Source organism: Microbacterium sp. LWH7-1.2 (assembly GCF_038397755.1).
Classification (GTDB): Bacteria; Actinomycetota; Actinomycetes; order Actinomycetales; family Microbacteriaceae; genus Microbacterium.
Genome location: NZ_CP151637.1, coordinates 2023664 through 2046629 on the forward strand (window position 1 = coordinate 2023664; position 22966 = coordinate 2046629).

The 22966-nt window shown below is 71.0% G+C and carries 24 protein-coding genes; 13 read left to right on the forward strand and 11 right to left on the reverse strand.

The window, feature by feature from the left end:
- Positions 1-34 precede the first annotated feature (34 nt).
- The 3 genes from MRBLWH7_RS09545 (at position 35) to MRBLWH7_RS09555 (ending at position 2053) form a co-directional block, all read left to right on the forward strand.
- Positions 35-898 carry an O-acetyl-ADP-ribose deacetylase gene (locus MRBLWH7_RS09545; RefSeq protein ID WP_342001529.1) on the forward strand — a complete coding sequence of 288 codons (864 nt, stop codon included), beginning with the start codon at positions 35-37 and terminating at the stop codon, positions 896-898.
- 147 nt (positions 899-1045) lie between these two features.
- A complete protein-coding gene (locus tag MRBLWH7_RS09550) occupies positions 1046-1513 on the forward strand; it encodes a type VI secretion system tube protein Hcp (RefSeq protein WP_342001531.1) in 468 nt (155 codons plus the stop codon).
- Positions 1514-1570: 57 nt separating this feature from the next.
- Positions 1571-2053 carry a hypothetical protein gene (locus MRBLWH7_RS09555; protein WP_342001533.1) on the forward strand — a complete coding sequence of 161 codons (483 nt, stop codon included), beginning with the start codon at positions 1571-1573 and terminating at the stop codon, positions 2051-2053.
- A 42-nt stretch (positions 2054-2095) separates the two neighbouring features.
- On the opposite strand, the gene MRBLWH7_RS09560 is transcribed toward MRBLWH7_RS09555, so the two are convergent.
- Together MRBLWH7_RS09560 and MRBLWH7_RS09565 are read right to left on the reverse strand one after the other, a co-directional pair.
- Positions 2096-3124, reverse strand: a complete 1029-nt coding sequence (locus MRBLWH7_RS09560; RefSeq protein ID WP_342001535.1) for an NADPH:quinone reductase — start codon at positions 3122-3124, stop codon at positions 2096-2098.
- A gap of 98 nt (positions 3125-3222) precedes the next feature.
- Positions 3223-3972, reverse strand: coding sequence for an ABC transporter permease (locus MRBLWH7_RS09565; RefSeq protein ID WP_342001536.1), 750 nt, complete (start codon positions 3970-3972; stop codon positions 3223-3225).
- Positions 3973-4065: 93 nt separating this feature from the next.
- On the opposite strand from MRBLWH7_RS09565, the gene MRBLWH7_RS09570 reads away from it, so the two are divergent.
- Positions 4066-4944 carry a PhzF family phenazine biosynthesis protein gene (locus MRBLWH7_RS09570; protein WP_342001539.1) on the forward strand — a complete coding sequence of 293 codons (879 nt, stop codon included), beginning with the start codon at positions 4066-4068 and terminating at the stop codon, positions 4942-4944.
- A gap of 88 nt (positions 4945-5032) precedes the next feature.
- Positions 5033-6007, forward strand: coding sequence for an alpha/beta hydrolase (locus MRBLWH7_RS09575; protein ID WP_342001541.1), 975 nt, complete (start codon positions 5033-5035; stop codon positions 6005-6007).
- Positions 6008-6025: 18 nt separating this feature from the next.
- On the opposite strand, the gene MRBLWH7_RS09580 is transcribed toward MRBLWH7_RS09575, so the two are convergent.
- Entirely contained in the window at positions 6026-7666 is a 1641-nt protein-coding gene (locus MRBLWH7_RS09580) for an amidohydrolase (protein ID WP_342001543.1), read from the reverse strand.
- Positions 7663-9096 carry a cytosine permease gene (locus MRBLWH7_RS09585; RefSeq protein WP_342001545.1) on the reverse strand — a complete coding sequence of 478 codons (1434 nt, stop codon included), beginning with the start codon at positions 9094-9096 and terminating at the stop codon, positions 7663-7665. Before MRBLWH7_RS09585 ends, MRBLWH7_RS09580 begins: the two co-directional genes overlap by 4 nt.
- An 81-nt stretch (positions 9097-9177) precedes the next feature.
- On the opposite strand from MRBLWH7_RS09585, the gene MRBLWH7_RS09590 reads away from it, so the two are divergent.
- From MRBLWH7_RS09590 to MRBLWH7_RS09605, 4 genes are all read left to right on the forward strand, one after another.
- Positions 9178-9819 (forward strand): TetR/AcrR family transcriptional regulator, encoded by a 642-nt coding sequence (locus MRBLWH7_RS09590; protein WP_342001547.1) that lies wholly within the window; start codon positions 9178-9180, stop codon positions 9817-9819.
- A 116-nt stretch (positions 9820-9935) separates the two neighbouring features.
- Entirely contained in the window at positions 9936-10991 is a 1056-nt protein-coding gene (locus tag MRBLWH7_RS09595; RefSeq protein WP_342001548.1) for an iron-containing redox enzyme family protein, read from the forward strand.
- A gap of 4 nt (positions 10992-10995) precedes the next feature.
- Positions 10996-12000: a glycosyltransferase family 2 protein gene (locus MRBLWH7_RS09600; RefSeq protein WP_342001550.1), complete on the forward strand. Its 1005-nt coding sequence runs from the start codon at positions 10996-10998 to the stop codon at positions 11998-12000.
- Positions 11984-12199 (forward strand): CDGSH iron-sulfur domain-containing protein, encoded by a 216-nt coding sequence (locus MRBLWH7_RS09605; protein ID WP_342001553.1) that lies wholly within the window; start codon positions 11984-11986, stop codon positions 12197-12199. Before MRBLWH7_RS09600 ends, MRBLWH7_RS09605 begins: the two co-directional genes overlap by 17 nt.
- Before the next feature lie 3 nt (positions 12200-12202).
- Here MRBLWH7_RS09605 and MRBLWH7_RS09610 read toward each other — a convergent pair whose 3' ends face one another.
- Positions 12203-14563, reverse strand: coding sequence for a glycosyl hydrolase family 65 protein (locus MRBLWH7_RS09610; protein WP_342001555.1), 2361 nt, complete (start codon positions 14561-14563; stop codon positions 12203-12205).
- A gap of 129 nt (positions 14564-14692) precedes the next feature.
- Positions 14693-15010 (reverse strand): hypothetical protein, encoded by a 318-nt coding sequence (locus MRBLWH7_RS09615; RefSeq protein WP_342001557.1) that lies wholly within the window; start codon positions 15008-15010, stop codon positions 14693-14695.
- A gap of 120 nt (positions 15011-15130) precedes the next feature.
- Here MRBLWH7_RS09615 and MRBLWH7_RS09620 point away from each other — a divergent pair, with 120 nt between their 5' ends.
- Positions 15131-15907, forward strand: a complete 777-nt coding sequence (locus tag MRBLWH7_RS09620; protein ID WP_342001559.1) for an alpha/beta fold hydrolase — start codon at positions 15131-15133, stop codon at positions 15905-15907.
- A 79-nt stretch (positions 15908-15986) separates the two neighbouring features.
- Here MRBLWH7_RS09620 and MRBLWH7_RS09625 read toward each other — a convergent pair whose 3' ends face one another.
- Positions 15987-16310 carry a metalloregulator ArsR/SmtB family transcription factor gene (locus MRBLWH7_RS09625; RefSeq protein ID WP_342001561.1) on the reverse strand — a complete coding sequence of 108 codons (324 nt, stop codon included), beginning with the start codon at positions 16308-16310 and terminating at the stop codon, positions 15987-15989.
- A 16-nt stretch (positions 16311-16326) separates the two neighbouring features.
- Here MRBLWH7_RS09625 and MRBLWH7_RS09630 point away from each other — a divergent pair, with 16 nt between their 5' ends.
- The gene (locus MRBLWH7_RS09630; protein WP_342001563.1) at positions 16327-16791 is read left to right on the forward strand and encodes an SRPBCC domain-containing protein; all 465 of its coding nucleotides are present in this window, start codon (positions 16327-16329) and stop codon (positions 16789-16791) included.
- Between the two features lie 109 nt (positions 16792-16900).
- Here MRBLWH7_RS09630 and MRBLWH7_RS09635 read toward each other — a convergent pair whose 3' ends face one another.
- Positions 16901-17386: a MarR family transcriptional regulator gene (locus MRBLWH7_RS09635; RefSeq protein WP_342001565.1), complete on the reverse strand. Its 486-nt coding sequence runs from the start codon at positions 17384-17386 to the stop codon at positions 16901-16903.
- Between the two features lie 91 nt (positions 17387-17477).
- On the opposite strand from MRBLWH7_RS09635, the gene MRBLWH7_RS09640 reads away from it, so the two are divergent.
- On the forward strand, positions 17478-18053 hold the full coding sequence (locus tag MRBLWH7_RS09640; RefSeq protein WP_342001567.1) for an NADPH-dependent F420 reductase: 576 nt from the start codon (positions 17478-17480) through the stop codon (positions 18051-18053).
- Between the two features lie 10 nt (positions 18054-18063).
- Here the strand turns inward: MRBLWH7_RS09640 and MRBLWH7_RS09645 are convergent, their stop codons facing one another.
- The 3 genes from MRBLWH7_RS09645 to MRBLWH7_RS09655 all read right to left on the reverse strand — a co-directional run bounded on the left by MRBLWH7_RS09645 (position 18064) and on the right by MRBLWH7_RS09655 (position 21796).
- Complete coding sequence (locus MRBLWH7_RS09645) at positions 18064-19161, reverse strand: ABC transporter permease (RefSeq protein ID WP_342001569.1); 1098 nt, start codon at positions 19159-19161, stop codon at positions 18064-18066.
- Positions 19158-20192: an ABC transporter ATP-binding protein gene (locus MRBLWH7_RS09650; RefSeq protein WP_342001571.1), complete on the reverse strand. Its 1035-nt coding sequence runs from the start codon at positions 20190-20192 to the stop codon at positions 19158-19160. The genes MRBLWH7_RS09645 and MRBLWH7_RS09650 overlap by 4 nt, the downstream gene beginning before the upstream one ends.
- A 593-nt stretch (positions 20193-20785) precedes the next feature.
- Complete coding sequence (locus MRBLWH7_RS09655) at positions 20786-21796, reverse strand: glycerophosphodiester phosphodiesterase family protein (protein ID WP_342001573.1); 1011 nt, start codon at positions 21794-21796, stop codon at positions 20786-20788.
- 154 nt (positions 21797-21950) lie between these two features.
- On the opposite strand from MRBLWH7_RS09655, the gene MRBLWH7_RS09660 reads away from it, so the two are divergent.
- Positions 21951-22871, forward strand: coding sequence for a Bax inhibitor-1/YccA family protein (locus tag MRBLWH7_RS09660; protein ID WP_342001997.1), 921 nt, complete (start codon positions 21951-21953; stop codon positions 22869-22871).
- The last annotated feature ends 95 nt before the right edge of the window (positions 22872-22966 follow it).

Sequence of the window (22966 nt, forward strand, 5' to 3'; positions counted from 1 at the left end):
CGCGCGCGGCGGCAGCCTGCGCGAGACTGGGCACATGGTCACCGTCACCGCCGTTCACGGCGACATCACCCGGCAGCAGGTCGATGCCATCGTGAACGCCGCGAACAACCGGATGCGGGGCGGGGGCGGAGTCGACGGCGCCATCCACCGCGCGGGCGGACGGGCGATCCTCGACGACTGCATCGCCCGGTTCCCCCACGGGCTGGCCACAGGGGACGCCGGATGGACCACCGCCGGAGACCTTCCGGCGACCTGGGTGATCCACACCGTCGGCCCCAACTACGCCGCCGGCGAGCGGGACCGGGCGCTCCTCGAGTCCTGCTACCGGCGCGCGCTGGAGGTCGCCGACGAGCTCGGCGCCCGCACCGTCAGCTTCCCCCTCATCAGCGCCGGGATCTACGCGTGGCCGCTGAACGACGCCATCGACGCGGCGGTCACCACGATCGCGACGACGCCGACCCGCGTCGAAGAGGTCGTGCTGGTCTCGTTCAGCGAAGACACGCATCGGCGGGTGCAGGCACAGGTGCAGCGCCGGTTCCCGCCGCTCACAGAGGCGGGGTCGGTCGGACGACTTTTCGAGCGCGCGCCCGCACAGATGGGCATGCGGGGAGACGCCTACCTGTGGCTCGCTCTCCGTGCCGAATTCGCGACGACGCCGCTGCCGCCCACCTGGTTCGAGCTCCGCTCGATGATCCAGAAGGCAGCGGAAGCGATCATCGGCGCTCCCCTCGCGCACACCGATGATCCGATCCACGTGCCCGAGTTCGATCCCGGCCATGGCATGTCGGCGGGCAACGTGCTGCCGTCGTGGTGGCACGACACGGGCATCCCGATTCTCATCGATCGGTACGAAGCGGCGCAGCAGGCGATCGGCTCGGACGATGCCGAGGGCCGATAGGCGCGGCGTACTGCCTCCATCTCGGGACCATCGGCGCAGGGACCACCGACCCTCTTGCGGGAGCGGCGTGCCGGGAGTATCTGTGAGGTGGTCGCGCGAGCGATCGCGCGATCTGGGAATCGCCGAGACAGACGGGGAGCGTGTGCGATGACCGATGAGCAGTTCCTCACCATCGCGTCGATCCCCGGGGAGGTCGTCGACGACCGGCACCCGGGTGCCATCGAGGTCCTGAGCTGGAGTTGGGCGGTGTCGAACGCCGCTCCGGCCGGCGGCGGTGCGGGCGGAGGCCGCGTCGGCAAGCCGACGCTCAGCGACATCGCGGTGTCACTGCGGGTGGATGCTGCGACCCCGCGCCTCTTCGATGCTTGCGCACGCGGCATCCATCTGCCGGAAGTACTGCTATCCGCGCGACGCGTGGGCATGATCGGCGACTACTTCACGGTGCGCATGGAGGAGGCCGTCGTGACCTCGGCGACAACCGCTTTCGCGGGCGAGGAACCCGCCGTGCAGATCACCCTGGGGTTCGCCGCCCTGACCATGACCTACCAGACGACGCTGCCCGACGGTTCGCTCGGTGATCCGATCGCGGTCACGATCGGGCGCGCCCAGAGGTGATCGGCGGGGAGTGACGGTACGTGGAAATCAATCCACCGATCCGAGAAGGAGTCACCGATGAGTTGGAACGAGATCACCCCCACGGTTCGCATGCTCTCGCTGCTGGGGCGCATCAAGCCGGAGATCTTCGACGTCTTCCCGCCGCACGGTCATCGGGCGGCGTTGCTGAGCCGGGTCGAGGCGGTGGCGCTCAACCCGCAGCCGCTCCCGCCCCGGTGGATGCTGGCCGCCTCCGACCTGGCCGGCTACATCGCCCAGGAGGTGCTCGCCGCCGACCTCAGGGGTGAGGACCGTCCGGGCTGGGTGATGGAGGTACTGGACGACTGGTGCGGCACCGGCTGGCCGAGGAGGCTGCCCATCCCACTCCCCGGTCCGCGCGGCGAAGGCCCGCAGCCGGAGCCGTGGGATGTGGCGGCGGCGCAGATCACGGGTGCGGTGGCGTTCGCCTCCCTCGCGGCGCGGATGAGTGCGGGCGGCGCGCAGGAGACCTTCGCCCAGATGGCCGAGAGCCTGGCAGAGGCGTCGAGCCGAGACATGTAGCCGGCGTTCAGAGGCGGCGGCCGTCGCCTCTGAACCGTGCCATCAGTGGTTGTCGCCGGTGACGTCGATGAGCACCTTGCCGACGGCGCCCTGCTCGACCGCGTCGTGGGCGGCGGCGGTCTCCTCCAGCGGGAACCACGTGAGCGGCAGCCCCGAGTCCTCGCCGACGGGGAGAGCACCGTCGCGCAGCGCCGCTGTGATGTCCGCTGCAGCGGCGGTCAGGGCGGTCTCGCCGACCGTATAGAGGAGCAGACCCTGGATGCGCACGTTCTTCGCGAACGTGGGTCGCACCGGCAGCGTCGCCTCGTCGCCGCCGTTGTCGGCGTAGTACGCGATCGATCCGTGGTTCGCGACGATCTGCCCGTCGAGACCGGCGTTCTGCGCGATCGACACCTCGACGATGTGGTCGACGCCCTGGGGAGCGAGCGCGCCGATCTGCTGGGCGGCGTCGCCATGTCGGTAGTTCACGACGTGGTGCGCGCCCGCGGCGAGCGCGAGGGCAGCCTTCTCGTCGCTCGAGATCGTGGCGATCACCGTCGCCCCCGCCCACACCGCGAGCTGGATCGCGGCGTGCCCGACGGCTCCCGCTCCTCCGGCTACGAGCACGACCCGCCCCTCCAGGGCACCCGGCGATAGCCGAGTCGGCCCGAACTCGTGTACGGTGAGCGCCCGGTGCGCCGTCATGGCGGGAACACCGAGGCTCGCCGCCACATCGAATCCGATCCCGTCAGGAAGCTTCACCGCCCGCGCGGCGGGTACCACCGTGTACTCCTGCGCGGTGCCGGTCGGACGCTGGTGCTGAGCGAGGTACAGCCACACGCGGTCGCCGACCGCGAGGTCGGTCACACCATCGCCGACCGCGTCGACGACTCCCGCGCCGTCCTGATTCGGAACGATCTCGTCGAACGCCAGGCGCGCGCCGCTTCCCGCGCGTGCCTTCCAATCGGTCGGGTTGACGCCTGAGACGACGACCTTCACGCGCACCTCCCCCGGGCCGGGCTGCGCGGGATCCCGCTCGCCGAGCGAGAGGACGGACGACGTTCCACTGCGGGAATACACGATCGATCGCATGCGAAGGGCCAACGCACGCAAGGCGACGCGCATTTCCCGCGAACCGGGTGGTTCGGCCGCCCGAACCCGAGGACAGGCTCCGACGAAAGGGGCCCGTGTCAGGCCGGTTGCGCCGGCTTGGTGCGCACCGGCCCCATCCACGTCGCGACCAGCACCGACGTGATCGCGCCCGCCGCCATGATCGCGGCGAGCACCACGATCTGGAAGCGACCGGCCTCGATCGGCGAGATGCCGCCGAAGATCGCCCCGACGAAGGCGCCGGGCAGCACGACGAGCCCGGTCGTCTTCGTCTGGTCGATCGCGGGCACCAGCGCGTCACGCACGGCGCGGCGAGCGAGCTGCAGCGTCGACGTGCGTGGCGTGGCTCCGAGTGCGAGCCAGCCCTCGACCTCGCCCCAGTGATCCGCGATCGCAGTCGTGAACATGCGGCCCGTGAGAGTCGCGATGCTCATCGCGTTGCCGATGACGATCGCCCCGATAGCGAGCGCGTAGCGGGTCGTCAGCTCCAGTGCGCCGGTCGCGAACACCGCCGTCGTCGCGACGAGGACGCCCGCCGTGATCGACGATCCCATCATGAGGGCAGCGCGGCCGGACCAGCCGACGCGGCCCGTCGCGACGGAGGTAGCGATCGCGAGCATGACCACGAGCGCGACGGCGATCCACACCGGGCTGGTGATGACGCCGGTGAGGATGACGCTGATGACGGCGAGCTGCACGGCGCCGCGCAGGATCGCCACGACAGGCGCCCACAGGCCCGGAATGCGGAACGCCGCCAGGACGGCGGTCGCGATGACCGCGAGCACGAGCACGCCGACGAGCGTCGGGCCGAGGTCGGCGGGCAGGCTCACGGTCGGAGCCTACCGAGACGGACCCCGCGCCGGATCGAGTGACTTCTGCCAGGCTCGTCGTGTCGGACACGCCTCGAGACCGGATGGGATGACATGGCCGAGCTGCGCTTCTCCTGGGTGGACGTCTTCGCCGAGACGCCCCTGACCGGCAATCCGCTCGCGCTGGTGCCGGGCGCCGACGGGCTGAGCGAGCCGGAGATGCGCGCCGTCGCGCGAGAGTTCAATCAGTCCGAGACGACGTTCCTCGTCACGCCGACCGCTTCCGGCGCGGACTACCGCCTGCGGTCGTTCACGGCGGCCGGGGTCGAGGTGCTGGGCGCGGGCCACAACGCGATGGGCGCGTGGATCTGGCTCGCCGACACCGGCGCGCTGCCGCGGGAGCGGGATGAGTTCACGCAGCAGATCGGCGACGACGTGCTGCCGGTGTGGATCACCCGCACCGAAGGCGGGCGGTCAAGGATCACGATGCGGCAAGCCGCACCCCGGTTCCTGCACTCGACCACCGACCACGCGGATTTCGCCGAGGCCCTCGGCCTCGCCCCCGCCGCTCTCGCCGACCGGCCGGCCGAAGTGGTCTGGACCGGCGCCGAACACCTCATGCTCGGCTTCCGCACGCGCGCCGACGTCGACGCCGCCACCCCGGAGCCGGCGCGACTGCGGGCTCTCCTCGCCGGGGTCGGCGCAGAAGGGTGCTACGTCTACTCGACCGAGAGCGGCGCGGACGGCGCCGACGCGTACGCCCGCTTCTTCAACCCCACGGTCGGCATCGTCGAGGACCCCGCCACGGGCACGGCCGCGGGACCCCTCGCCGCGCTTCTCGCGCGCGACGGTCGGGCGCCGGCACGCAGCATCCGTATCCTCCAAGGCCACGCCATGGGAAGGCCCAGCATTCTCGAGGTCGCCGTGGACGGCGACCTCGTCAGCCTGTCGGGCACCGGCTTGGTGGTCGCCGACGGCGTGCTCAGGCTCTGACCGCGCACTACCCGGGCCGGTTGCGCTCCTGGCGAATCCCTCGGAATCCGCCCTGGAACGAACACTAGAGACGTAGTATCCTCGCGGCATGGGCGCGATCAAGCCCCGAGCGGGCACCGATCACCGAGGGGCGGCGGTCGCCGGCGCCACACCCGAGGCACTGCCGCATGTCGAGGGCGTGCGCCACCGGTTCGTCGATCTGCCGGGTCTGCGCATGCACGTCGCGGAGGCCGGCGACGGCCCGCCCCTCCTCCTGCTGCACGGCTTTCCGCAGCACTGGTGGGCCTGGCGAAAGGTGCTCCCGGCGCTGGCCGCCCACTACCGCGTGATCTGTCCCGACCTGCGCGGGTCGGGCTGGACCGACGCCCCGCCCGACGGCTACACGTCCGAACAGCTGGTCGACGACGTGATCGCGCTCCTCGACGCCCTGCAGGTCGACCGCGTCGACATGATGGGGTACGACTCGGGCGGGATCGTGGGTTTCCGGGTGTGCCTGTCGCATCCTCAGCGGGTCGGCCGGTTCGTGTCGTTCGGCACGCCGCACCCCTACCCCGCATTCCACCCGCGGATCCTGCTGCACCTGTGGCGGCTGTGGCCGATGTTCGCGATCGCCACGCCCGGGCTCGGACCGTGGCTGCTTCGAAGCGGGCGGCAGCCGCTGCCGCGGTGGCTGATGACCGCGGACACCCGGGATCCCGAGGTCTTTCCGCCCGACGTCGTCGAGCAGTACGTATCGCGCCTCCGCGACCCCGCACGGGCGCGCGCCGGGTCGCGGCTGTACCGCGACCTGGTCATGACCGAGGCACGGCGCTCAGGTGCGCGCGCCTACCACGGCACCCGCCTCACGACTCCCACGCTCTCGCTGTACGGAGCGGTCCTCTATGGCAGCAACCCGCCGTCAGGGGAACACCCCGAGATCCTCGACGGGTACCAGGAGCATGCCGACGACTTCACCCTCGAGCACATCCCGGGCGCCGGGTACTACATCGCCGAGGAGCAGCCCGACGTGGTGGCCGCCCGCGCCCGCGCCTTCCTCACCGCTCCCTCCCACGGCGAGGGGTAGGGGCGTCGGCTCGGCGCATCACCGGCGGCGCGCCTCAACGGGCTCGACGGACGCGGCGTAGCGGGAGCGCCCGGCGACGATCGTCTCCACGACCCGAGTGTCCAGCAGCGCTTCCGCCCCGACCGCGAACGGGTCGGTGTCGAGCACCGTGAAATCGGCGGCGAAGCCGGCGGCGATGCGTCCGCGCCACTCGCCGTCACCGACGGAGGCGGCGGCGTCGCGCGTCGCGTGACCGATCGCGCGCTCGAGCGGCAGCGCGTACTGGGGGTGGGTCGCGGGCACGGCCCTTTCGAGCGCGGAGGCGCGCGTCGCGGCGATGTACATGTTCGCGAGCGAGCTGTGCGGCGCCGTCGGCGCGTCGGTCGAGAACGCCAGCAGCGCCCCGGCCTCCTCGTACTCGGGCCATGCGAAGGCGCGCTCGACACGTTCGTCGCCGAGCATCTCGGCCCAGTTTGCGAAGATCGCGGGGTCGGAGTGGACCGGCTGCATCGACGCCGTGACACCGAGTGACGCCAGCCGCGCCGCGGTCTCGGGAGCGGCGTACTCGAGGTGCTCGATGCGGTGCCGCCGGTCGCGCGGGCCGTTGACCGCGATCGCGTGCTCGATGGCATCGAGGGCGATGTCGCTCGCGAGGTCGCCGATCGCGTGCTGCGCGATCTGCAAGCCGGCCGCGTCGGCGGCCGCGACCACAGGCTTGAGCTGCTCGAGTGGCCAGATCGGAGCCGCGTTCGTTCCGTGGGCGTACGGGTGGCGCATCGCGGCGGTGCACGCGTCGATGACGCCGTCGAGGATGAGCTTGATGCCGACGACCCGCAGCCATGGCGACGACGGGTTGTCGGCGAGCTCGGCCGCGCGGGCCACCTGCGCGACGTTCGCCGCGTCGTCCCCGGTGTTCTCGATGAGCCAGTGCGCGGCGACCCGGATCGGCAGGTCGCCCCCGCGGCGGGCGCGGGCGCGCTCGAAGGCGGCGAGTCCGAACTCGTCGAAGGCCATGTCGACGACCCCGGTGACACCGGTCGCGAGGTATGCGTCGATCGCACGCTCGGCAGCCTCGTCGCGGTCGGCATCGGTCGTGCTCGCGTCGCGGTGGGCCCACGCGAACTGCACCGCCGCCGTCTCGTACAGCATCCCGGTCGGCTCGCCGTCGGCGTCGCGGGCGATCTCGCCGCCCAGCGGATCCGGCGTGTCACGCGTGATGCCGAGCTCGGCGAGGGCCGCGCGGTTGACCCAGCACGAGTGGTAGTCGTTGGCGTCGAGATAGACGGGGATGTCGGAGACCACGGCGTCGATCATCGCCGCGGTGGGCGCTCCGCCGGGGACGGAGTCGAAGAGCCATCCGCGTCCGCGCAGGACCGCAGCATCCGGATCCCGATCGCGCGCCTCGCGCAGCCGGGACTGGATCTCGTCCAGCGACCGGGCGTCGGTGAGGTGCACCTGCCCGAGCGCCGCGCCCATCATGAGCAGATGCGTGTGGGCGTCGGTGAAACCGGGCAGCACCAGCCGGCCCTGCAGGTCGACGGTGTCGTCGGCCTCGGGGACCTCCGCACTGTCGCCGACGAACGCGATGACGTCGTCGCGGAGGGTGAACGCCTCTGCCCACGCGTTCTCGGGGTCGGGGTCGGCGGTGAAGACGCGACCGTTGACGTAGTTGGTGATCATGGACGACCCTTCCTTCCGAGCGGGGTGCGCTGCAGGCCGGCGTAGAGAGCGGCGGCGACGAGCATGCCGACCGGCACCGAGAGGTCGATGTACCCCGTCGCCATCGCGATCGGTCCCGACCAGACGCTCGTCGAGAGGCACAGCGCGGTGGCGAGCCCGCCGACCAGCAGGGCGATCACGCCCGGCAGTCCCCATCCGCCCGAGTACCAGAAGCGGCCGCCGGGGTGGTCGTCGAACAGCTCCACGCCGTCGTACCGGTACCGGCGCAGCAGCACGTCCACGACGAAGATCGCCATCGCGGGCCCCGAGACGATCACCAGGAACTGCAGCATGAGGTTCGCGGCCTCCAGCAGGCTCGACGACAGCACGAGGTAGATCGTCAGGGCCGTGCCCACCGCGCCCACGATGATGGCGGCGGGGATGCGGCGGAGCCGGAAGCCGATCGCCTGCAGCGCCATGCTCGAGGTGTACGTCGTCATCGCGTTCAGTGCGATCGTGTTGATGACGACGCCGATCACGAGGATCGGGCCGAACCACCCCGGCAGCAGGTCGAGCAGGGCCACGTCGAGGCCGGCCTCGAAAGCCGCTCCGCTGAGGCCCGTCGCCAGCAGCACGCCGACGATCGTGAAGACGATGAACGGGATGCCGCCGCCCAGCCCCGTCGCGAGCGCGATGTGCGACGGCTTCGTGGAGCGCGGGAGGTAGCGGGCGATGTCGGGGCTGTTGATGAACGACAGCGGCGTCGACGCGAGGATCGTGAACCCGATGGCCATCGCCGACCAGAGGCCGACCCCCTCGAGCGGCACCGGCGCGGTGTACTGCCAGTCGACCGTCGGCAGGATGAAGGCGGCCACCCCGAGGAAGATGACGAACAGTGTCGCGGCCATGTACGAGTAGGCGCGCACGATCAGCCCGTGCCCGAAGATCGCGACCAGGATCGTGATCGTCGCCACGACCACCGTCACGCCGATGGGGACCCAGACGGGATCCTCGAGGCCCATCCGGCGCAGCAGGTCCGCCCCCATGAACGACGAGGCGAGCCACGTCAGCGACAGGAACACCGCGCCGATGAACCAGCCGACGAACGCCACGAAGAGCCGGTTGCCGAGGATGCCGTACATCGCCCGCGTCACGACGGAGCCGGAGGTGCCGGACGCGGGTCCGCTGCCGGCGATGAGGCCGGGGAAGACCCACAGCAGCGAGGCGGCGAGGATGACCGCGATCGACTGCCACAGCTCCAGCCCGAGCAGGATGAGCGTCGCGCCGACGGTCAGATTCAGGATGCTGACGCTCGGCGCCGCCCAGATGAAGAAGAGGTCCCGTGCACGGCCGTGGCGTTCGGCGTCGCCGACCAGCTCGATTCCGCGCGTCTCGGGACGCGATGCGGTGTCGACGAACTCGTCATCGAGTGCCGTCTGTGAATGGGTCACGGTGTTCCTTCCGGGAAGCGTCGTTGCTATTGGTCACATGCCCAATGGACTATTGGTCACACATTCAATAGCATGAGTGGTGTGACGTCAAGCGAGATTCCGGTACGGACGCGCAAGCGTCCCGAGGAGCGCCGGGAAGAGATCCTGGAGCACGCGACGGCGATCGCCCTCGACGAGGGCCTCGAGCGCATCACGCTGCGCGCTGTCGCCGACCGGCTCGGGGTGCGCCCGGGCCTGATCACGCACTACTTCCCCGCCGCCGAGGCCCTCGTCATCGAGGCGTTCACGCGCGCCGCCGTGCAGGAGCGCGAGCGGTTCTTCACGACGTCGGGGACCCCGGTGGACCGCGTGGCGCATTTCGCGGCGCACATCGAACGGGGCGCGTCACTGCCGCTCGCGCGGATGTGGCTCAACGCGCGGCACCTCGCCCGCTTCAGCCCGGCGCTCGACACCGCGCTGCAGCAGCAGGATCAGCTCGACCGCGAGCGGCTGACCGCGATCATCGAGGACGGCATCGCCTCGGGCGACTTCCCGATCACGGATGCGGAGACCGCCTGCATCCGGATCCTCATCGCCGTCGACGGCGGCGGCTCGTACGTGAACACCGCGACCCCGCCGACGCACCGCGCGCATCGTCAGGTCGTCGCCGACGTCAGCGAATGGGCTCTCGGGCTTGAGCCCGGCGCGCTGCGCGCGGCCGTCGACGCGGCGTCCGCGGCCTAGTCACGCAGCCGACCGGACGCGGACGGCGTGTATCCGGGACGCGGAGTCCCGTCAACCCCCGTGCTCCCCCACCCGGGTTCTGCGACGCTTCAGGCGCCACATCCCGGGAGTTGACGATGACCGACCTGATGCCGCGCACCATGCCGGCCCCCTTCTCCGCTCGCGGCCAGCTCAGCGAGCTGCTCCTCGACACGCTGCCCTCCGAGCCCGATGACGCGCTCGTCGACGGCGTGGCCGAGGCGACCGCCGCCGCCCTCACGACCGACGACGTGCTGCGAGACGACGACGTGCAGCTGTCGCTGTTCCTGCTGTTCGCCCTGTCGTACGGGTCGGTGCCCGGACTCGACGCGGATTGGGAGTGGCATCCCGCGCTCGTCGCCGCCCGTCGACGACTCGAGCGGGCGACGGAAGCACGGCTGCGGGAGATCGTCCCGCTGCCACCGACGCCCGAGGCCACGCGAGACGCGGTCGCACGGTGCCTGTTCGAGCTGACCGCGCCCTCTCACGGCCCGAGCGTGTCGCGCTTCGTCGCGAAGAAGGCCGATCGCCGCCAGCTCGACGAGTTCCTCATCATCAAGAGCATCTACACGCTGCGAGAGGCCGACCCGCACTCGTGGGCGATCCCCCGGCTCACCGGCCGCGCGAAGGCTGCGCTCGTCGAGATCCAGTCCGACGAGTACGGCGGCGGCGACCCGGGCCGGGTGCACGCCGCCATCTTCGCCGGGACCATGCGCGGCTGCGGGCTCGACGACACCTACGCCGCATACGTGGACCAGGTGCCGGCGATCGTGCTCGCGTCGCAGAACATGATGTCGATGTTCGGGCTCAGCCATCGTCTGCGCGGCGCGACGGTCGGGCACCTCGCCGCGTTCGAGATGACCTCGTCGCTCCCGAACCGCTCCTACGGCGACGGCTTCCGCCGGCACGGCTTCGGGCCGGACGTCACCTGGTACTTCGACGAGCACGTCGAGGCGGATGCCGTGCACGAGCAGATCGCGGGGCGCGACCTCGCGGGCTCCCTCGCGGAGGACGAGCCCGCCCTGCTGCCCGACATCCTGTTCGGTGCCGCCGCCTGCCTCACCGTCGACGACCTCGTCGGCGAACACATCCTCGAATGCTGGTCGGCCGGGCGCAGCGCGCTGCGGCAGCCGGCATCCCGCGGTATCGGGTGAACGGATGCTGCAGCCCGAAGCCCTCGAGTACGTGCTGCCTCTGCGGTGGGAGAGCGACGAAGGACTCGACGAGCTGACGGCCTACCTCCGCCGTCTCTCGGAGTGGGTCGACGTGACGGTGGTGGACGGGTCGCCGGCGTCCCGGTTCGAGGAGCACCGGCGCGCGTGGACCTTCCTCCGGCACGTGCCGCCGGCCCTGGCCGGCGCGAACGGCAAGGCTCGTGGCGCGATGACCGGGATCGCCATCAGCCGGCACGACCGCGTGGTGATCGCCGACGACGACGTGCGGTACGAACGAGCGGATCTGGTCCGGCTGAGCGACCTGCTGCGCATCGCGGACTTCGTGCGGCCGCAGAACGTGTTCCGCCCGCTGCCCTGGCACGCCCGGTGGGACACCGGCCGCAGCCTTCTCAACCGAGCACTCGGAGGCGACTTCTCGGGCACCGTGGGCGTCCGCCGCTCGGCCCTGCGCGGCCGGCCCTACGACACCGACGTGCTGTTCGAGAACCTCGAGCTCGAGCGCACCGTGCGCGCCCACGGCGGCCGTGTCATCGTCGCGCATGAGCTCTGCGTGACGCGACGCCCGCCGAGCGTGAACCGGTTCTTGGAGCAACGGGTGCGCCAGGCGTACGACGACTTCGCGCAGCCGGCGAGGCTCGTGCGGGAGCTGCTCGTCCTGCCGATCGTGGTCACCGCGGTGCTGCGTCGCAGGTGGGCGGCCCTGGCGGTCGGGGTCACCGCTGTCGCCGTGCTGGCCGAGACGGGACGCCGGCGCGGCGGCGCAGCGAAGGCCTTCCCGCGGACATCCGCCCTGTGGGCGCCGCTCTGGCTGGCCGAGCGCGCCGTCACGGTCTGGATCGCGCTCGGTCTGCGCCTCCGCGGCGGCGTGCGCTATCGCGAGAGCCGGATCTCGCGGGCGGCCACACCCCTGCGGCGGCTGAAGCGAGCGGCCGCAGCATCCGCCGACGAAGAGAACTCGAAGGAGCACGCGCATGACCGAGCCGCATGACACCGTGACCATCACGCCCTACACCGACGGCCCGCTCATCGTGCGGGGCGCGGCGCAACTGATCGATGAGCACGGCGAGCCGATCGCGCGTCACCGCCGGACGGTGGCGCTGTGCCGGTGCGGCGCCTCGGCGATCAAGCCCTGGTGCGACGGCACCCACAAGCTCTCGGGGTTCCGCACCGAGCCACCCGCGGCCTGACGCTCAGTCGCCCTTCGCGGCGCGCACCTCCTGCGGCGAGCGCCCCTTCGGCTGCGACGGACGGGGGCCCGGGTCGGGCGCAGGCGGGATCGGCAACCGCGTCGGCTTCCCCGCACGCAGCTCGACGGCCGCCCCGAAGTGCCGGATCGGCAGCGGTGCGCCCTCGCTGAGCGTGTACGACGCCGTGTCGCCGGAGACGTCGACGCGCAGCATCCGTCCGCCGATCCTGATGCCGAACGCGAGACGTGTGATGGGCGCGGTCAGCCGCGGGCAGAACTCGAGACCGTTCGGTCCGTCCTTCATGCCGCCCAGGCCCGAGACGACCGCCGTCCACACTCCCCCGAGCGCCGCGATGTGCAGGCCGTCGTCGACGTCGTCGCGCAGATCGTCGAGGTCGATGGTGGCGGCCTCCGTCAAGTACTCGATCGCCAGCTCGCTCTGCCCGACCCATGCCGCCACGACCGACTGGGTCGACGCCGAAAGCGACGAGTCCCGCACGGTGAGCTCCTCGTAGTACGCGAACGCGCGGGCGGTCTCTTCCGTCGTGAACGCCTCGTGGAACAGCTGCAGCGCCAGCACCAGGTCGGCCTGTTTCAGCACCTGCTTGCGATAGAGGTCGAAGTACGGGAAGTGGTTCTGCAGCGGGTACTGCTCGGGCGACGTCGCCTCGAAGTCCCAGCGCTCGAGGTCGGTGTAACCGGCGGCCTGCTGGTGCACACGGCGCTCCTCGTCGTACGGCAGCGCGATCGCGTCGGCGATGATCTCCCACCGGCCGATCTCGTCGTCGCGCACCCCGAGCTCCCGCGCCCGCGCGTTGTGGCGCCTCGCGGCGTCGGCGGCGCCGCGGAGGTTGCGCTGCGCCGCCAGGTTCGTGAACGTGTTGTCGTCGACGAGCGCGGAGTACTCGTCGGGCCCGGTGATTCCGTCGATGTGGAACACGCCGCCCGCGTCCACATAGCCCAGCGAGACCCACAGTCGTGCGGTCTCGACGAGGATCTCGAGCCCCACGTCCCGCTCGAACTCCTCGTCGCCGGTCGCGCGCACGTGACGCGTCACCGCTGCGGCGATATCGGCATTGATGTGGAAGGCGACGGTGCCCGCCGGCCAGTACCCCGAGCACTCGCGTCCGCTGATCGTCCGCCAGGGGAAGGCGGCGCCGTCGAGGTGCAGCTGCTGAGCCCGCTCGCGCGCCGTGTCGAGTGTCGAATGGCGCCACCGCAGCGCGTGGGCCGCCGCCTCGGGCGCGGTGTACGTCAGCACCGGGAGCACGAAGGTCTCGGCATCCCAGAAGGTGTGCCCCTCGTAGCCCGGACCGGTGAGCCCCTTGCCGGGAATCGACCGCAGGTCGGCCCGCGCCGCCGACTGCAGCACCTGGAACAGCGCGAAACGCACCGCCTGCTGCAGCTGCGTGTCGCCCTCGAGCTCGACGTCCGCGGCATCCCAGAAGTCGTCGAGGTACGCCCGCTGCTCGCGCGCCATGCCCTCCCATCCGAGACGCACGGCCGTCGCGACGGCGGCTTCGACGCGGTCGCGCAGCGCAGCATCCGTCAGATCATCAGACCATTCGTGACCGACGAACTTCACGACACGGATGCTGTCGCCCGCCGCGAGCCGTGTCGTCACCGTGGTGCGGGCCTCGTCCTCCCACGCCTCGGTCTCGACGGACGACGCCGCGCCCGAGATCGCGTGTTCCATGGCGACGGCCACGCCGATGCGGCTGCGCTTGGTGCGATGCACGAGCGTCGCCCCGGTCTTCGTGACGACGCGGTCGATCGGCTCGTAGGGATGCCGGAGCGGCTCCATGACGCGCTCGTCGGGGTGCACGTCCGGCAGCGGCTCGTCCGCGACGATCTCGGAGAGCACCGTGATGTCGATCGGACCGCTGAGCGCGGTCACGCGGTAGTCGATCGCGGCGATCGCGCGATGCGTGAGCGAGACCAGCCGCACCGACTCGACACGCACCGTGGCGCCGGAGGGAGAGGTCCAGCGCACATCGCGCCGCAGCGTCCCCGCCCGGAAGTCGAGCTGCTGCTCATGGGATTCGAGTCGCCCCTCGCGGATGTCGAACGGCTCGTCGTCGACGAGGAGCCGGATGATCTTGCCGTCCGGGGCGTTGACCACGGTCTCGCCGTGCTCGGGATACCCATAGCCGTCCTCGGCGTACGGCATCGGGTGGTGCTCGAAGAGTCCGTTGAGATAGGCGCCCGGCGTCTCGCAGGGATCGCCCTCGTCGAGGGTGCCGCGCCAGCCGATGTGTCCGTTCGACAAGGAGAAGACGGACTCACGGCGGGCCTGGCGCGACGGCTCCCAGCCGCTCCAGCCGATGCCCCACGGTGAGACGTCGAAGGGCGAGATCTCAGGCATGCCGCCATTCTGCGAGCGGGAGGACGCACGCCGCGAAGGCCTTGCAATCCGGGCCGCGCCCCGGTAACGGGTGCGGGAGGCCGGTGCCGATCCGGTTCCTCGCGATCCGGTCGTGGTGAGGAGCGGCCCTCAGTAGAGGTCGAGCGGGTCGTCCACCGTGCGCGCGGGTGGAGGCGAGACGATGCGCCGCGTCTGCTCCTGCATGTAGCCGATGGCCTCGTCGTTCGTCGGACCGTCGAGCGCGTTCGGCGTGGTCTGCGTGAGCAGCGCGGTGGCCGCGTTCAGCAGAAATGTCGCGTCGATCTCGTTGCCGTCCAGTCCGATCGCGTGCAGCATGATCGAATCCGTCATCCCCGCGTTGCCCAGTGCGCGCGCGTACTCCATGAGCCAGTCGGCCGCCTCGTCCTCGAGGAAGAGTGCCCTGCCCGCGTAGGTCACGTGCTTCATGCCGCCAGGGTGCGCGCCGTCCGCCACTCCCGCACACGTGGTTGACACGGATACCGTTGCATGCATCGACAGGATGCTGCGCCCCTGTCGGATGTCGGGCACCCGTGGTTGGCTGGCGCAATGAACACCGCGACCTCCGCCGACGGCACCCCCATCGCCTACGAAGAGACCGGCGACGGCCCCGTCGTCGTCATCGTGAACGGCGCCATGTCGACCGCCGCCGACGCGGCAGGACTCGCGACGGCCCTGGCGGATGCCGGCTTCCGAGCCGTCACATGGGACCGCCGTGCACGCGGCTCCAGTGGTGACAGGCCGGGCTCGACGCCCGATCGAGAAGTCGAGGACCTGGCAGCGGTGATCGGCGCCGTCGGCGGCGAGGCGGCCGTTCTCGGGCACTCGTCCGGAGCGGTGCTCGGACTGGTCGCCGCCTCGCGCGGCGTGCCGGTCCGGGCGCTGTTCCTGTCGGAGCCACCGCTGCGCTTCGGCGAGGACGAACCCGCCGACGACCTGGCCGAGCGGCTGCAGGCCTTCGTCGACGAGGGGCGGCCCGAGGAGGCGATCGTCACTTTCCAGCTCGAGGGCGTCGGACTCCCCCGCGAGATGGTGGACCAGATCCGGGCCAGCGAGATGTTCCCCGGCCTGGTGGCGCTCGCGCAGTCGACCGTCTACGACACCAACCTCACGAGGGAGGCGTCGACGCCAGGCCCGGAGATGCTCTCGGTCGCCGCTCCGATCACGGTGCTGCGCGGAGCCCAGACCTTCCCCATGCTGATCACCGCCGCCGACCACCTGGCCGACGAGGTCGACGGCGCCGAGCTCGTCGTCGTTCCGGAGTCGGTCATGCATCGCCCCGACCCCGCCGCCACGGCGCGCGTGGTGCGGGAACGTCTCGCGTAACGCCGATCCGGGTCGCTGAGCGAGCGGGCAACCAGGGAGACGAGACGCCCACGGCGCAGCGCAGACCCCTGCGCCGGCGTCAGTCCCCGAGGCGGTCGAGCAGATCGACCGCCGCGCGCGTGTACTCCCCGATCCAGCGGTCGTGGATGCGCTTGATGGGGACGGGCGCGAGCGCCAGGTGGCGTTCGCGCCCGATCTTGCGACCCGTCACGAGCTCGGCCTTCTCCAGCACGCGAAGGTGCTGCAGCACTGTGGTGCGATCGACCTCGGGGAACCGGGCGCACAGTGCCCCCGTCGTAAGCGGCTCCTGTTTCAGCGCGTCCAGCATGCGGCGGCGCAGCGGCGCCGCGAGCGCTTTGAACACGAGGTCGTCGTCAGACCCCTTGTGCGCGGCATCCATCATGTTATAAAACTACAACATGTCTGAGGAACTCACCGCACTCTCGTTCACCGTGTCGGGGCGCGTGGCACGACCCGTCGCGGAGGTCTACGAGGCCGTCGCCGACCCCGAGCAGCTGTCGCGCTACTTCACGACCGGAGGAGCGCACGGCCGGCTCGAGCAGGGTGCCGACGTCACATGGGACTTCGCCGACTTCCCGGGCCGCTTCCCCGTGACCGTCGTCGAGTCCGAGCCACCGCGCCGGCTCGTCATCCGATGGGAGGCGCGAGCCGGCGTCGAGGCCGAGACCACGACCACGTTCGAGTTCGAGCCCGTCGACGACGGCGCCCGCACGCTCGTGACGATCACCGAGTCCGCCTGGCAGGCGAACGCGGACGGCGCGAAGAACGCGTTCGGCAACTGCGAGGGCTGGACCGGAATGCTCGCCGCGCTCAAGGTCTGGGTCGAGCACGGCATCAACCTGCGCGACGGCTTCTACGCCTGAGGCTGCCGCTATCGTGTGCTCTCGCCGAGAGGACACGATCCGTGCGTGCAGAACGTGTGGTCTCGGCGAGAGCACACGATGTCGGCACGCGAGCGGCGGCCGCGCCGGGTCAGCGCGGGCGGCTTGCGGCCATCCGCCCGTCGGGGTCGAGGCGGGCGAGCACGGCGGCGGTGATCTCCCGCAGCTGCTCCGCCTGCTCGGGCGTGATGACGTCGAGCAGCACCTCGCGCACGGTCTCCACGTGCCCCGGAGTCGCCTGCAGCACCTTGCGCCGGCCGTCGGCGGTGATGACCGCGTCGGTGGCGCGGGCGTCGGAGGCGTTGCGCTCCCGCCGCACGAGGCCGCGCGCCTCGAGCCGCGAGATCACGTGCGACAGGCGCGGCAGCGTCGCGTTGGTCATCGACGCGAGCTCCTTCATCTGCAGGCGGTGGTCGTCGGCGTTCGACAGCATCGACAGCGCGAAGTAGTCGAAGTGCGTGAGGTCCTCGTCGCGCAGCAGCTGGGCGTCGAGCTCGCGCGGGAGCAGTTCGAGGAGCGCGGCGAACGGCACCCAGGTGTCCTGCTCGTCCGCCGTGTAGAACCGCGGCCTGTTCATCCTCCGATTCTAGGAATAGTTGTGGCGACAAGCGAGTTGTTCCCTACAGATGCTTGAAGCTACAAGCAATTCGGACGACAGGAGAACAGCCATGACCACGATCACGATCTTCGGAAACGGCAACATGGGCCAGGCAATCAGCGGCGTGCTCGCCCGCGGCGGTGCCGACATCCAGCACATCGGCAGCGCCGACACCGGTGCCACCGTGAACGGCGACATCGTCGTGCTCGCCGTCCCGTACCCGGCGCTCGCGCAGATCACCGCCGCCTACGGCGCGCAGCTCGCCGGCAAGACCGTCATCGACATCACCAACCCCCTCGACTTCTCGACGTTCGACGCGCTCGTCGTGCCCGCCGGCAGCTCGGCGGCCGCCGAGCTCCAGGCCGAGCTCCCCGCGTCGAAGGTGCTGAAGGCGTTCAACACGAACTTCGCCGCCACCCTGGTAAGCGGTCGCGAGGGCGACGCCCCGACCACCGTGCTCGTCGCGGGCGACGACACAGACGCCAAGGCGGGCCTCATCGCGGCGATCACCGCCGGCGGACTCGAAGCCGTCGACGCGGGCTCCCTCGCGCGTGCCCACGAGCTCGAGTCGATCGGATTCCTCCAGCTGACCCTCGCGGTCGGCGAGCAGATCGGCTGGGCCGGCGGCCTGGCGCTCGTGCGCTGAGGCTCGACCGCTACGCGATGCGCGTCCCCGTCGGCAGGCGCCCGGCGGGGGTGCGCGTGCGGGCCCATGCCCACCACATCAAGCCCACTGCGAGCAGCAGCTGCAGCGCCATGCCGACGAACCAGCTCGGCGTCGAGTGGTCGATGACCTCCGCGGGCGTGGGCCGTTCGTCCTCGAGCGCGGGCGCGCAGTCGTCCCAGCGCTGCTCGAGCTCGGGCGGCTGCTGAGCCGCCCGCACACCGAACTTGATCTGGCCGAAGAGGTCGTTCGGGTTGCCGTACGCGTCGTACTGCGTCGGCGTCGCGTCCGCGAGGATCACGAACGGGTTGGCCGCGAACAGCCACCACACGTGGTCGAACCGCGGCATCTCGTAGGTCGACGTCCGCCACTCGCCGCACCGCACCTCGATGTCGTCATCGCACGGATACTCGTCGCTCGGCGTCTCGCCGGGCATGCACGGGAAGCTGTCGCCGGAGTACTGGTCGTACTCGATGGAGCGGTAGTGGTTCGTCACCTCGGACCGCATCGTCATGCCGACGAGCGCGAACGCGATGAGCGTGCCGACCACGAGCGCCGCGACCACCAGGTACGTGGTGGCGACCGAGAACAGCGGTCGCGACAGGATGCCACTCAGCGCGACGCCGATCGCGGAGATGATGCCGACCTCGAACACGAGCACGAGCAGCGACACCGTGATCGTCGCCGGCGCTCCCCCGCCCCCGAGCGTCGCGAGCACGAGGAACGGGACGGCCACCGCCACGAACGCCAGGCCCGTGACCCATGCGGCGAGGAACTTCCCGACCAGGATCTCGAGGGTCGTCGCCAGCGTGACCTGCACGGGCGCGAGGGTCGCGGCATCCCGGTCTCCGTTGATCGCGTTGCCGCTCAGCGTGGGCGACACCAGCACCACCAGCAGGAGCGTGATGTAGACGATCGTGGAGTAGATCGCTCCGCCCGGCTGGAGCGCCGACCCCCACGCGAGGAACGACAGCCCGGTCACGATCGCGAGCAGCAGCGCGAAGACGCCGAGCAGCACGTACCAGGCGATGCTCCGGGTGCGCTGGGTCAGCTCGAGGCCGACGATGGTGCTGAGTCGCTGACCGTTCACGACGTCGCCTCGCTCTCGTCCTCGCGCGGCAGCGGTGGTTCGGATGGCGGCGGCGCCTGCGGTGGGCGCCCGTCGCCGAGGTCGAGGAACGTGCGCTCGAGCGCGCCCTGCGCCGCGGCGAACTCCACGACGTCGAGCCCTGAGCGGACGAGGTCGCGCAGCGCGCCGGCCGCGGCATCCTCCGATTCGAACGACACCACGATGTCACGGCGGTCGACGCCCAGGCTCTCCGCCGGGATCCCCAGTGCGTCAGCAACGGCCTGGACGGCGACGGATGCCTCGGCCCCGGCGATCCGGACCCGCCACGGGCGGGCGCGGCGGGCGGCTGCCTCGACGCGGGCCGGGTCGACGGTGGCGCCCGCCATCAGGAAGACGGCGTCGTCGACGACCTCCTCGAGCTCGGACAGGATGTGACTCGACACGAGCACGGTGCGCCCCTCGGCGGCGAACCGCCGCAGCAGCAGGCGCAGGTCGATGCGCGCCTGCGGGTCGAGACCCGACGCCGGCTCGTCGAGCAGCAGCACGCGCGGGTCGTGCACGAGGGCGCGCGCCAGTCCGAGGCGCTGCTTCTGCCCTCGTGACAGTACGCGGGCGGGCGCATCCGCGAGATCGACCAGGCCCACTTCGGCGAGAAGCGCGTCGGCGCGGACGGATGCCTCGGCCCGCGGCATCCCGTACAGCCGCGCCGTCACCGCCAGGGTCTCGCGCGAACTGAGCGAGTTCCAGGCGCCGAGAGCGTCGGGCATCCAGCCGAGCAGCGCCCGGGCCTCCTGCGGGTCGAACACAGGGTCGACGCCGTCGATGCGGATCGAGCCCGCGTCGGGCGCGAGGAGGGACGCGAGCATGAGGAGAAGCGTCGTCTTGCCCGAGCCGTTCGGACCGACGAGGCCCGTGACCCGGCCGGCGTGCGCCCGCAGCGTCACGTTGCGGACGGCCTGCACCTCGCCGAACGAGCGGCGCACGCCCTGGACGACGATGCCGGGCTCGGCGGGGATTCCGGGGGCCCGAGGGGCCGGGCTCGGCGTGCTCACGGCCCCACCCTAGCGACCCGGCGCCGGTCGACCGAGCCTTGACGAGACGGGGAGTGCCAAGACACGGGGCATCCCGTCGACGATGCCGCCTGTCGCGCCACACGAGGCCCGCCGCTGCCCCGCTTCGGGGGCCGCGACACGCGGCATCACGCGAGCCATTCGGCGTGTTGCGGCCCCTGAAGGCCCAGGGCTGCCCCGCTTGGGGACCGCGACACGCGGCATCACGCGAGCCATTCGGCGTGTTGCGACCCCTGAAAGCCCAGGGCCGCCCCGCTCGGGGACCGCGACACGCGGCATCCCGCGAGCCATTCGGCGTGTTGCGGTCCCTGAAGGCCCAGGGCGGCCCCGCTCGGGGACCGCGACACGGGGCATCCCGTCGACAATGCCGCCTGACGTGCCACACGAAGCCCGCCGCTGCCACGCTCGGGGGCCGCCACACGCGGCATCACCCGAGCCATTCGGCGTGTCGCGGCCCTTGAAAGCCCAGGGCGGCCCCGCTCGGGGGCGGCGACACGCGGCATCACGCGAGCCATTCGGCGTGTTGCGGCCTCTGAAAGCCCAGGGCTGCCCCGCTGGGGGGCGGCCGCGCGAGGTCAGGAGCGGAAGAACGCGACCCCGAGGTCGGGATGGTCGACGAAGACGCCGTCGACGCCCGCGTCTCTGATCACCGCCCACTCGGATTCCCAGTCGCCGAACGACCCGGGACCGCCGCGGGTGCGGAACTGCCCGATCAGGAACCTGTTCTCGGGGCGGCAGGTCCAGGTGAAGACGCGCAGGCCCCGGTCGTGCGCGTCGGCGACGACGCGCGAGGGCCCGGCGGTGCGCCCGAGCCGGTCGGGGCGGAGGATGGTGCGCTTGTTGACGCTGATCCCGTCCACGCGCCCGACAAGTGCGTCGAGCCCCGCCGGCGCTGCCGTCTGCCGGTACGTCAGCGAGGCCTTGCCGTGCGCGCTGAACAGGTCGAACGGGCGTCCCGCGTCCTCGAGCAGGTACACGTAGGACCCACGGATGCCGCGCTCCTGAAGCGCGTACAGCACCGTCGACTCGAACGACTCGATGGTGAGCGGCAGCTCGCCCGACGCCCAGCCCGCCTCGCGCAGTTCGGCGTCGACGAGCTCCGCGACATCCCATCCGATCGATGCGAAGTACGTGGCGTGCTTGATCTCGAGCACGACGCCGATCTCGCGGCCGAACTCGAGCGAGGCCTCCCGCGTCGCGTCGAGCACGTCCCGCAGGCGCAGCACGTGCTGCTCGTCGTCGAAGCTCGCGCTCGTCGGGCGCACGTCGGAGATCCGCTCGCGGCAGCGCAGCGTCGACAGCTCGTCCCACGTGAAGTCCTCGGTGAACCAGCCGGTCAGCTCGGCCCCGTCCACGTACTTCGTCGCGTGCCGGTCGGCGAACTCCGGGCGGTCGGCGACATCCGTGGTGCCCGAGATCTCGTTCTCGTGCCGCACCACGAGCACGCCGTCCTTCGACACCACGACGTCGGGTTCGACGGCATCGACGCCCATCTCGAAGGCCAGGGCGTACGAGGAGCGCGAGTGCTCCGGCCGGTACCCGGGGGCACCGCGGTGTCCGATCACGAGGGGATGTCGACGGGGCACCGCTTCAGCGTAACCACGAGCGCCCCGCTGACCGGGCCGCAGCATCCGTTCATAGTCCACTCACAGCACGCACCCGTGCCGGCCGGGCACCCGTCGGATAGTGTTGATCAACAGCATCGTGCTGGGATTCCCTTGACATTGGAGTGTGAGAGCAGTGGCCCTCAACAACCCCGCGTTCAACAACCCGGCCTTCCAGGACCCGAAGGCCGTTCAGACCTACCCCGGCGGTTCGCAGGCGGCGAACCTGGGCGGCCAGTCGCAGTTCGCGACGGCGCAGCGTGCCGGAGCGGATGCCGCGGCCCAGGCGCAGCTCGAGGGCATGTACGCGGCACCGTCCGCGGGCGCCGCCGAGACCGGCCGCATGTCGTATGAAGACACCATCTGGAAGACCGTCGGCCTGTTCGCCATCCTCCTCGTCACCGCGGCAGTCGGCTGGGTATGGACGATGGCGGGCGTCACACCGACGAACCCCGCGCCCTCGATCCTCCCGTGGATGATCGGCGCGCTCGGTGGCTTCGTACTGGCGATGGTCGTCATCTTCACGTCGCGCAAGAAGATCCGCCCGGCGCTCATCTTCGCCTACGCCGCCTTCGAGGGCCTCTTCGTCGGCGCCATCTCGGCGTTCTTCGAGTTCCTCTGGCCGGGCATCGTCGTGCAGGCCACGCTCGCGACGCTCGCCGTCGTCGGTGTGACCCTCGCTCTCTTCGCCAGCGGGAAGATCCGTGCGTCGAAGCGCGCCACCAAGGTCTTCATGATCGCGATGGTCGGCTACCTCGTGTTCTCGCTCATCAACATCGGCCTCATGATCTTCAACGTGCCGCTCGCCGGCGGGGCATTCGGTCTGCTCAGCGGCGTCGAGATCATGGGGATCCCGCTCGGCCTGATCATCGGCGTGCTCGTCGTCATCATGGCGGCGTACTCGCTGGTGCTCGACTTCGACCAGATCCAGCAGGGCGTGCGCAACGGCGCTCCCCGTCAGTTCGGCTGGCTCGGCGCGTTCGGCATCATGGTGACGGTCGTCTGGCTGTACCTCGAGATCCTGCGCATCCTCGCGATTGCGCGCGGCAACAGCTGACGCCGCGCTCCGCTTCGAACGGCCGCCCGGTCCTCCGGGCGGCCGTTCTGTTCTGTGCGCACGACGCTTAGGCTGAAGGCGATTCGAGGAGCGGC

Bases quoted from the DNA above. Each gene is read 5' to 3' on its own strand.
- MRBLWH7_RS09560 (WP_342001535.1), bottom strand. From the start codon at position 3,124: ATGCGATCGATCGTGTATTCCCGCAGTGGAACGTCGTCCGTCCTCTCG.
- MRBLWH7_RS09625 (WP_342001561.1), bottom strand. From the start codon at position 16,310: ATGATGGATGCCGCGCACAAGGGGTCTGACGACGACCTCGTGTTCAAA.
- MRBLWH7_RS09635 (WP_342001565.1), bottom strand. From the start codon at position 17,386: ATGAACAGGCCGCGGTTCTACACGGCGGACGAGCAGGACACCTGGGTG.
- MRBLWH7_RS09605 (WP_342001553.1), top strand. From the start codon at position 11,984: ATGACCGAGCCGCATGACACCGTGACCATCACGCCCTACACCGACGGC.
- MRBLWH7_RS09580 (WP_342001543.1), bottom strand. From the start codon at position 7,666: ATGATCACCAACTACGTCAACGGTCGCGTCTTCACCGCCGACCCCGAC.
- MRBLWH7_RS09595 (WP_342001548.1), top strand. From the start codon at position 9,936: ATGACCGACCTGATGCCGCGCACCATGCCGGCCCCCTTCTCCGCTCGC.
- MRBLWH7_RS09555 (WP_342001533.1), top strand. From the start codon at position 1,571: ATGAGTTGGAACGAGATCACCCCCACGGTTCGCATGCTCTCGCTGCTG.
- MRBLWH7_RS09570 (WP_342001539.1), top strand. From the start codon at position 4,066: ATGGCCGAGCTGCGCTTCTCCTGGGTGGACGTCTTCGCCGAGACGCCC.
- MRBLWH7_RS09615 (WP_342001557.1), bottom strand. From the start codon at position 15,010: ATGAAGCACGTGACCTACGCGGGCAGGGCACTCTTCCTCGAGGACGAG.
- MRBLWH7_RS09630 (WP_342001563.1), top strand. From the start codon at position 16,327: ATGTCTGAGGAACTCACCGCACTCTCGTTCACCGTGTCGGGGCGCGTG.
- MRBLWH7_RS09545 (WP_342001529.1), top strand. From the start codon at position 35: ATGGTCACCGTCACCGCCGTTCACGGCGACATCACCCGGCAGCAGGTC.
- MRBLWH7_RS09550 (WP_342001531.1), top strand. From the start codon at position 1,046: ATGACCGATGAGCAGTTCCTCACCATCGCGTCGATCCCCGGGGAGGTC.
- MRBLWH7_RS09575 (WP_342001541.1), top strand. From the start codon at position 5,033: ATGGGCGCGATCAAGCCCCGAGCGGGCACCGATCACCGAGGGGCGGCG.
- MRBLWH7_RS09640 (WP_342001567.1), top strand. From the start codon at position 17,478: ATGACCACGATCACGATCTTCGGAAACGGCAACATGGGCCAGGCAATC.
- MRBLWH7_RS09620 (WP_342001559.1), top strand. From the start codon at position 15,131: ATGAACACCGCGACCTCCGCCGACGGCACCCCCATCGCCTACGAAGAG.
- MRBLWH7_RS09610 (WP_342001555.1), bottom strand. From the start codon at position 14,563: ATGCCTGAGATCTCGCCCTTCGACGTCTCACCGTGGGGCATCGGCTGG.
- MRBLWH7_RS09600 (WP_342001550.1), top strand. From the start codon at position 10,996: ATGCTGCAGCCCGAAGCCCTCGAGTACGTGCTGCCTCTGCGGTGGGAG.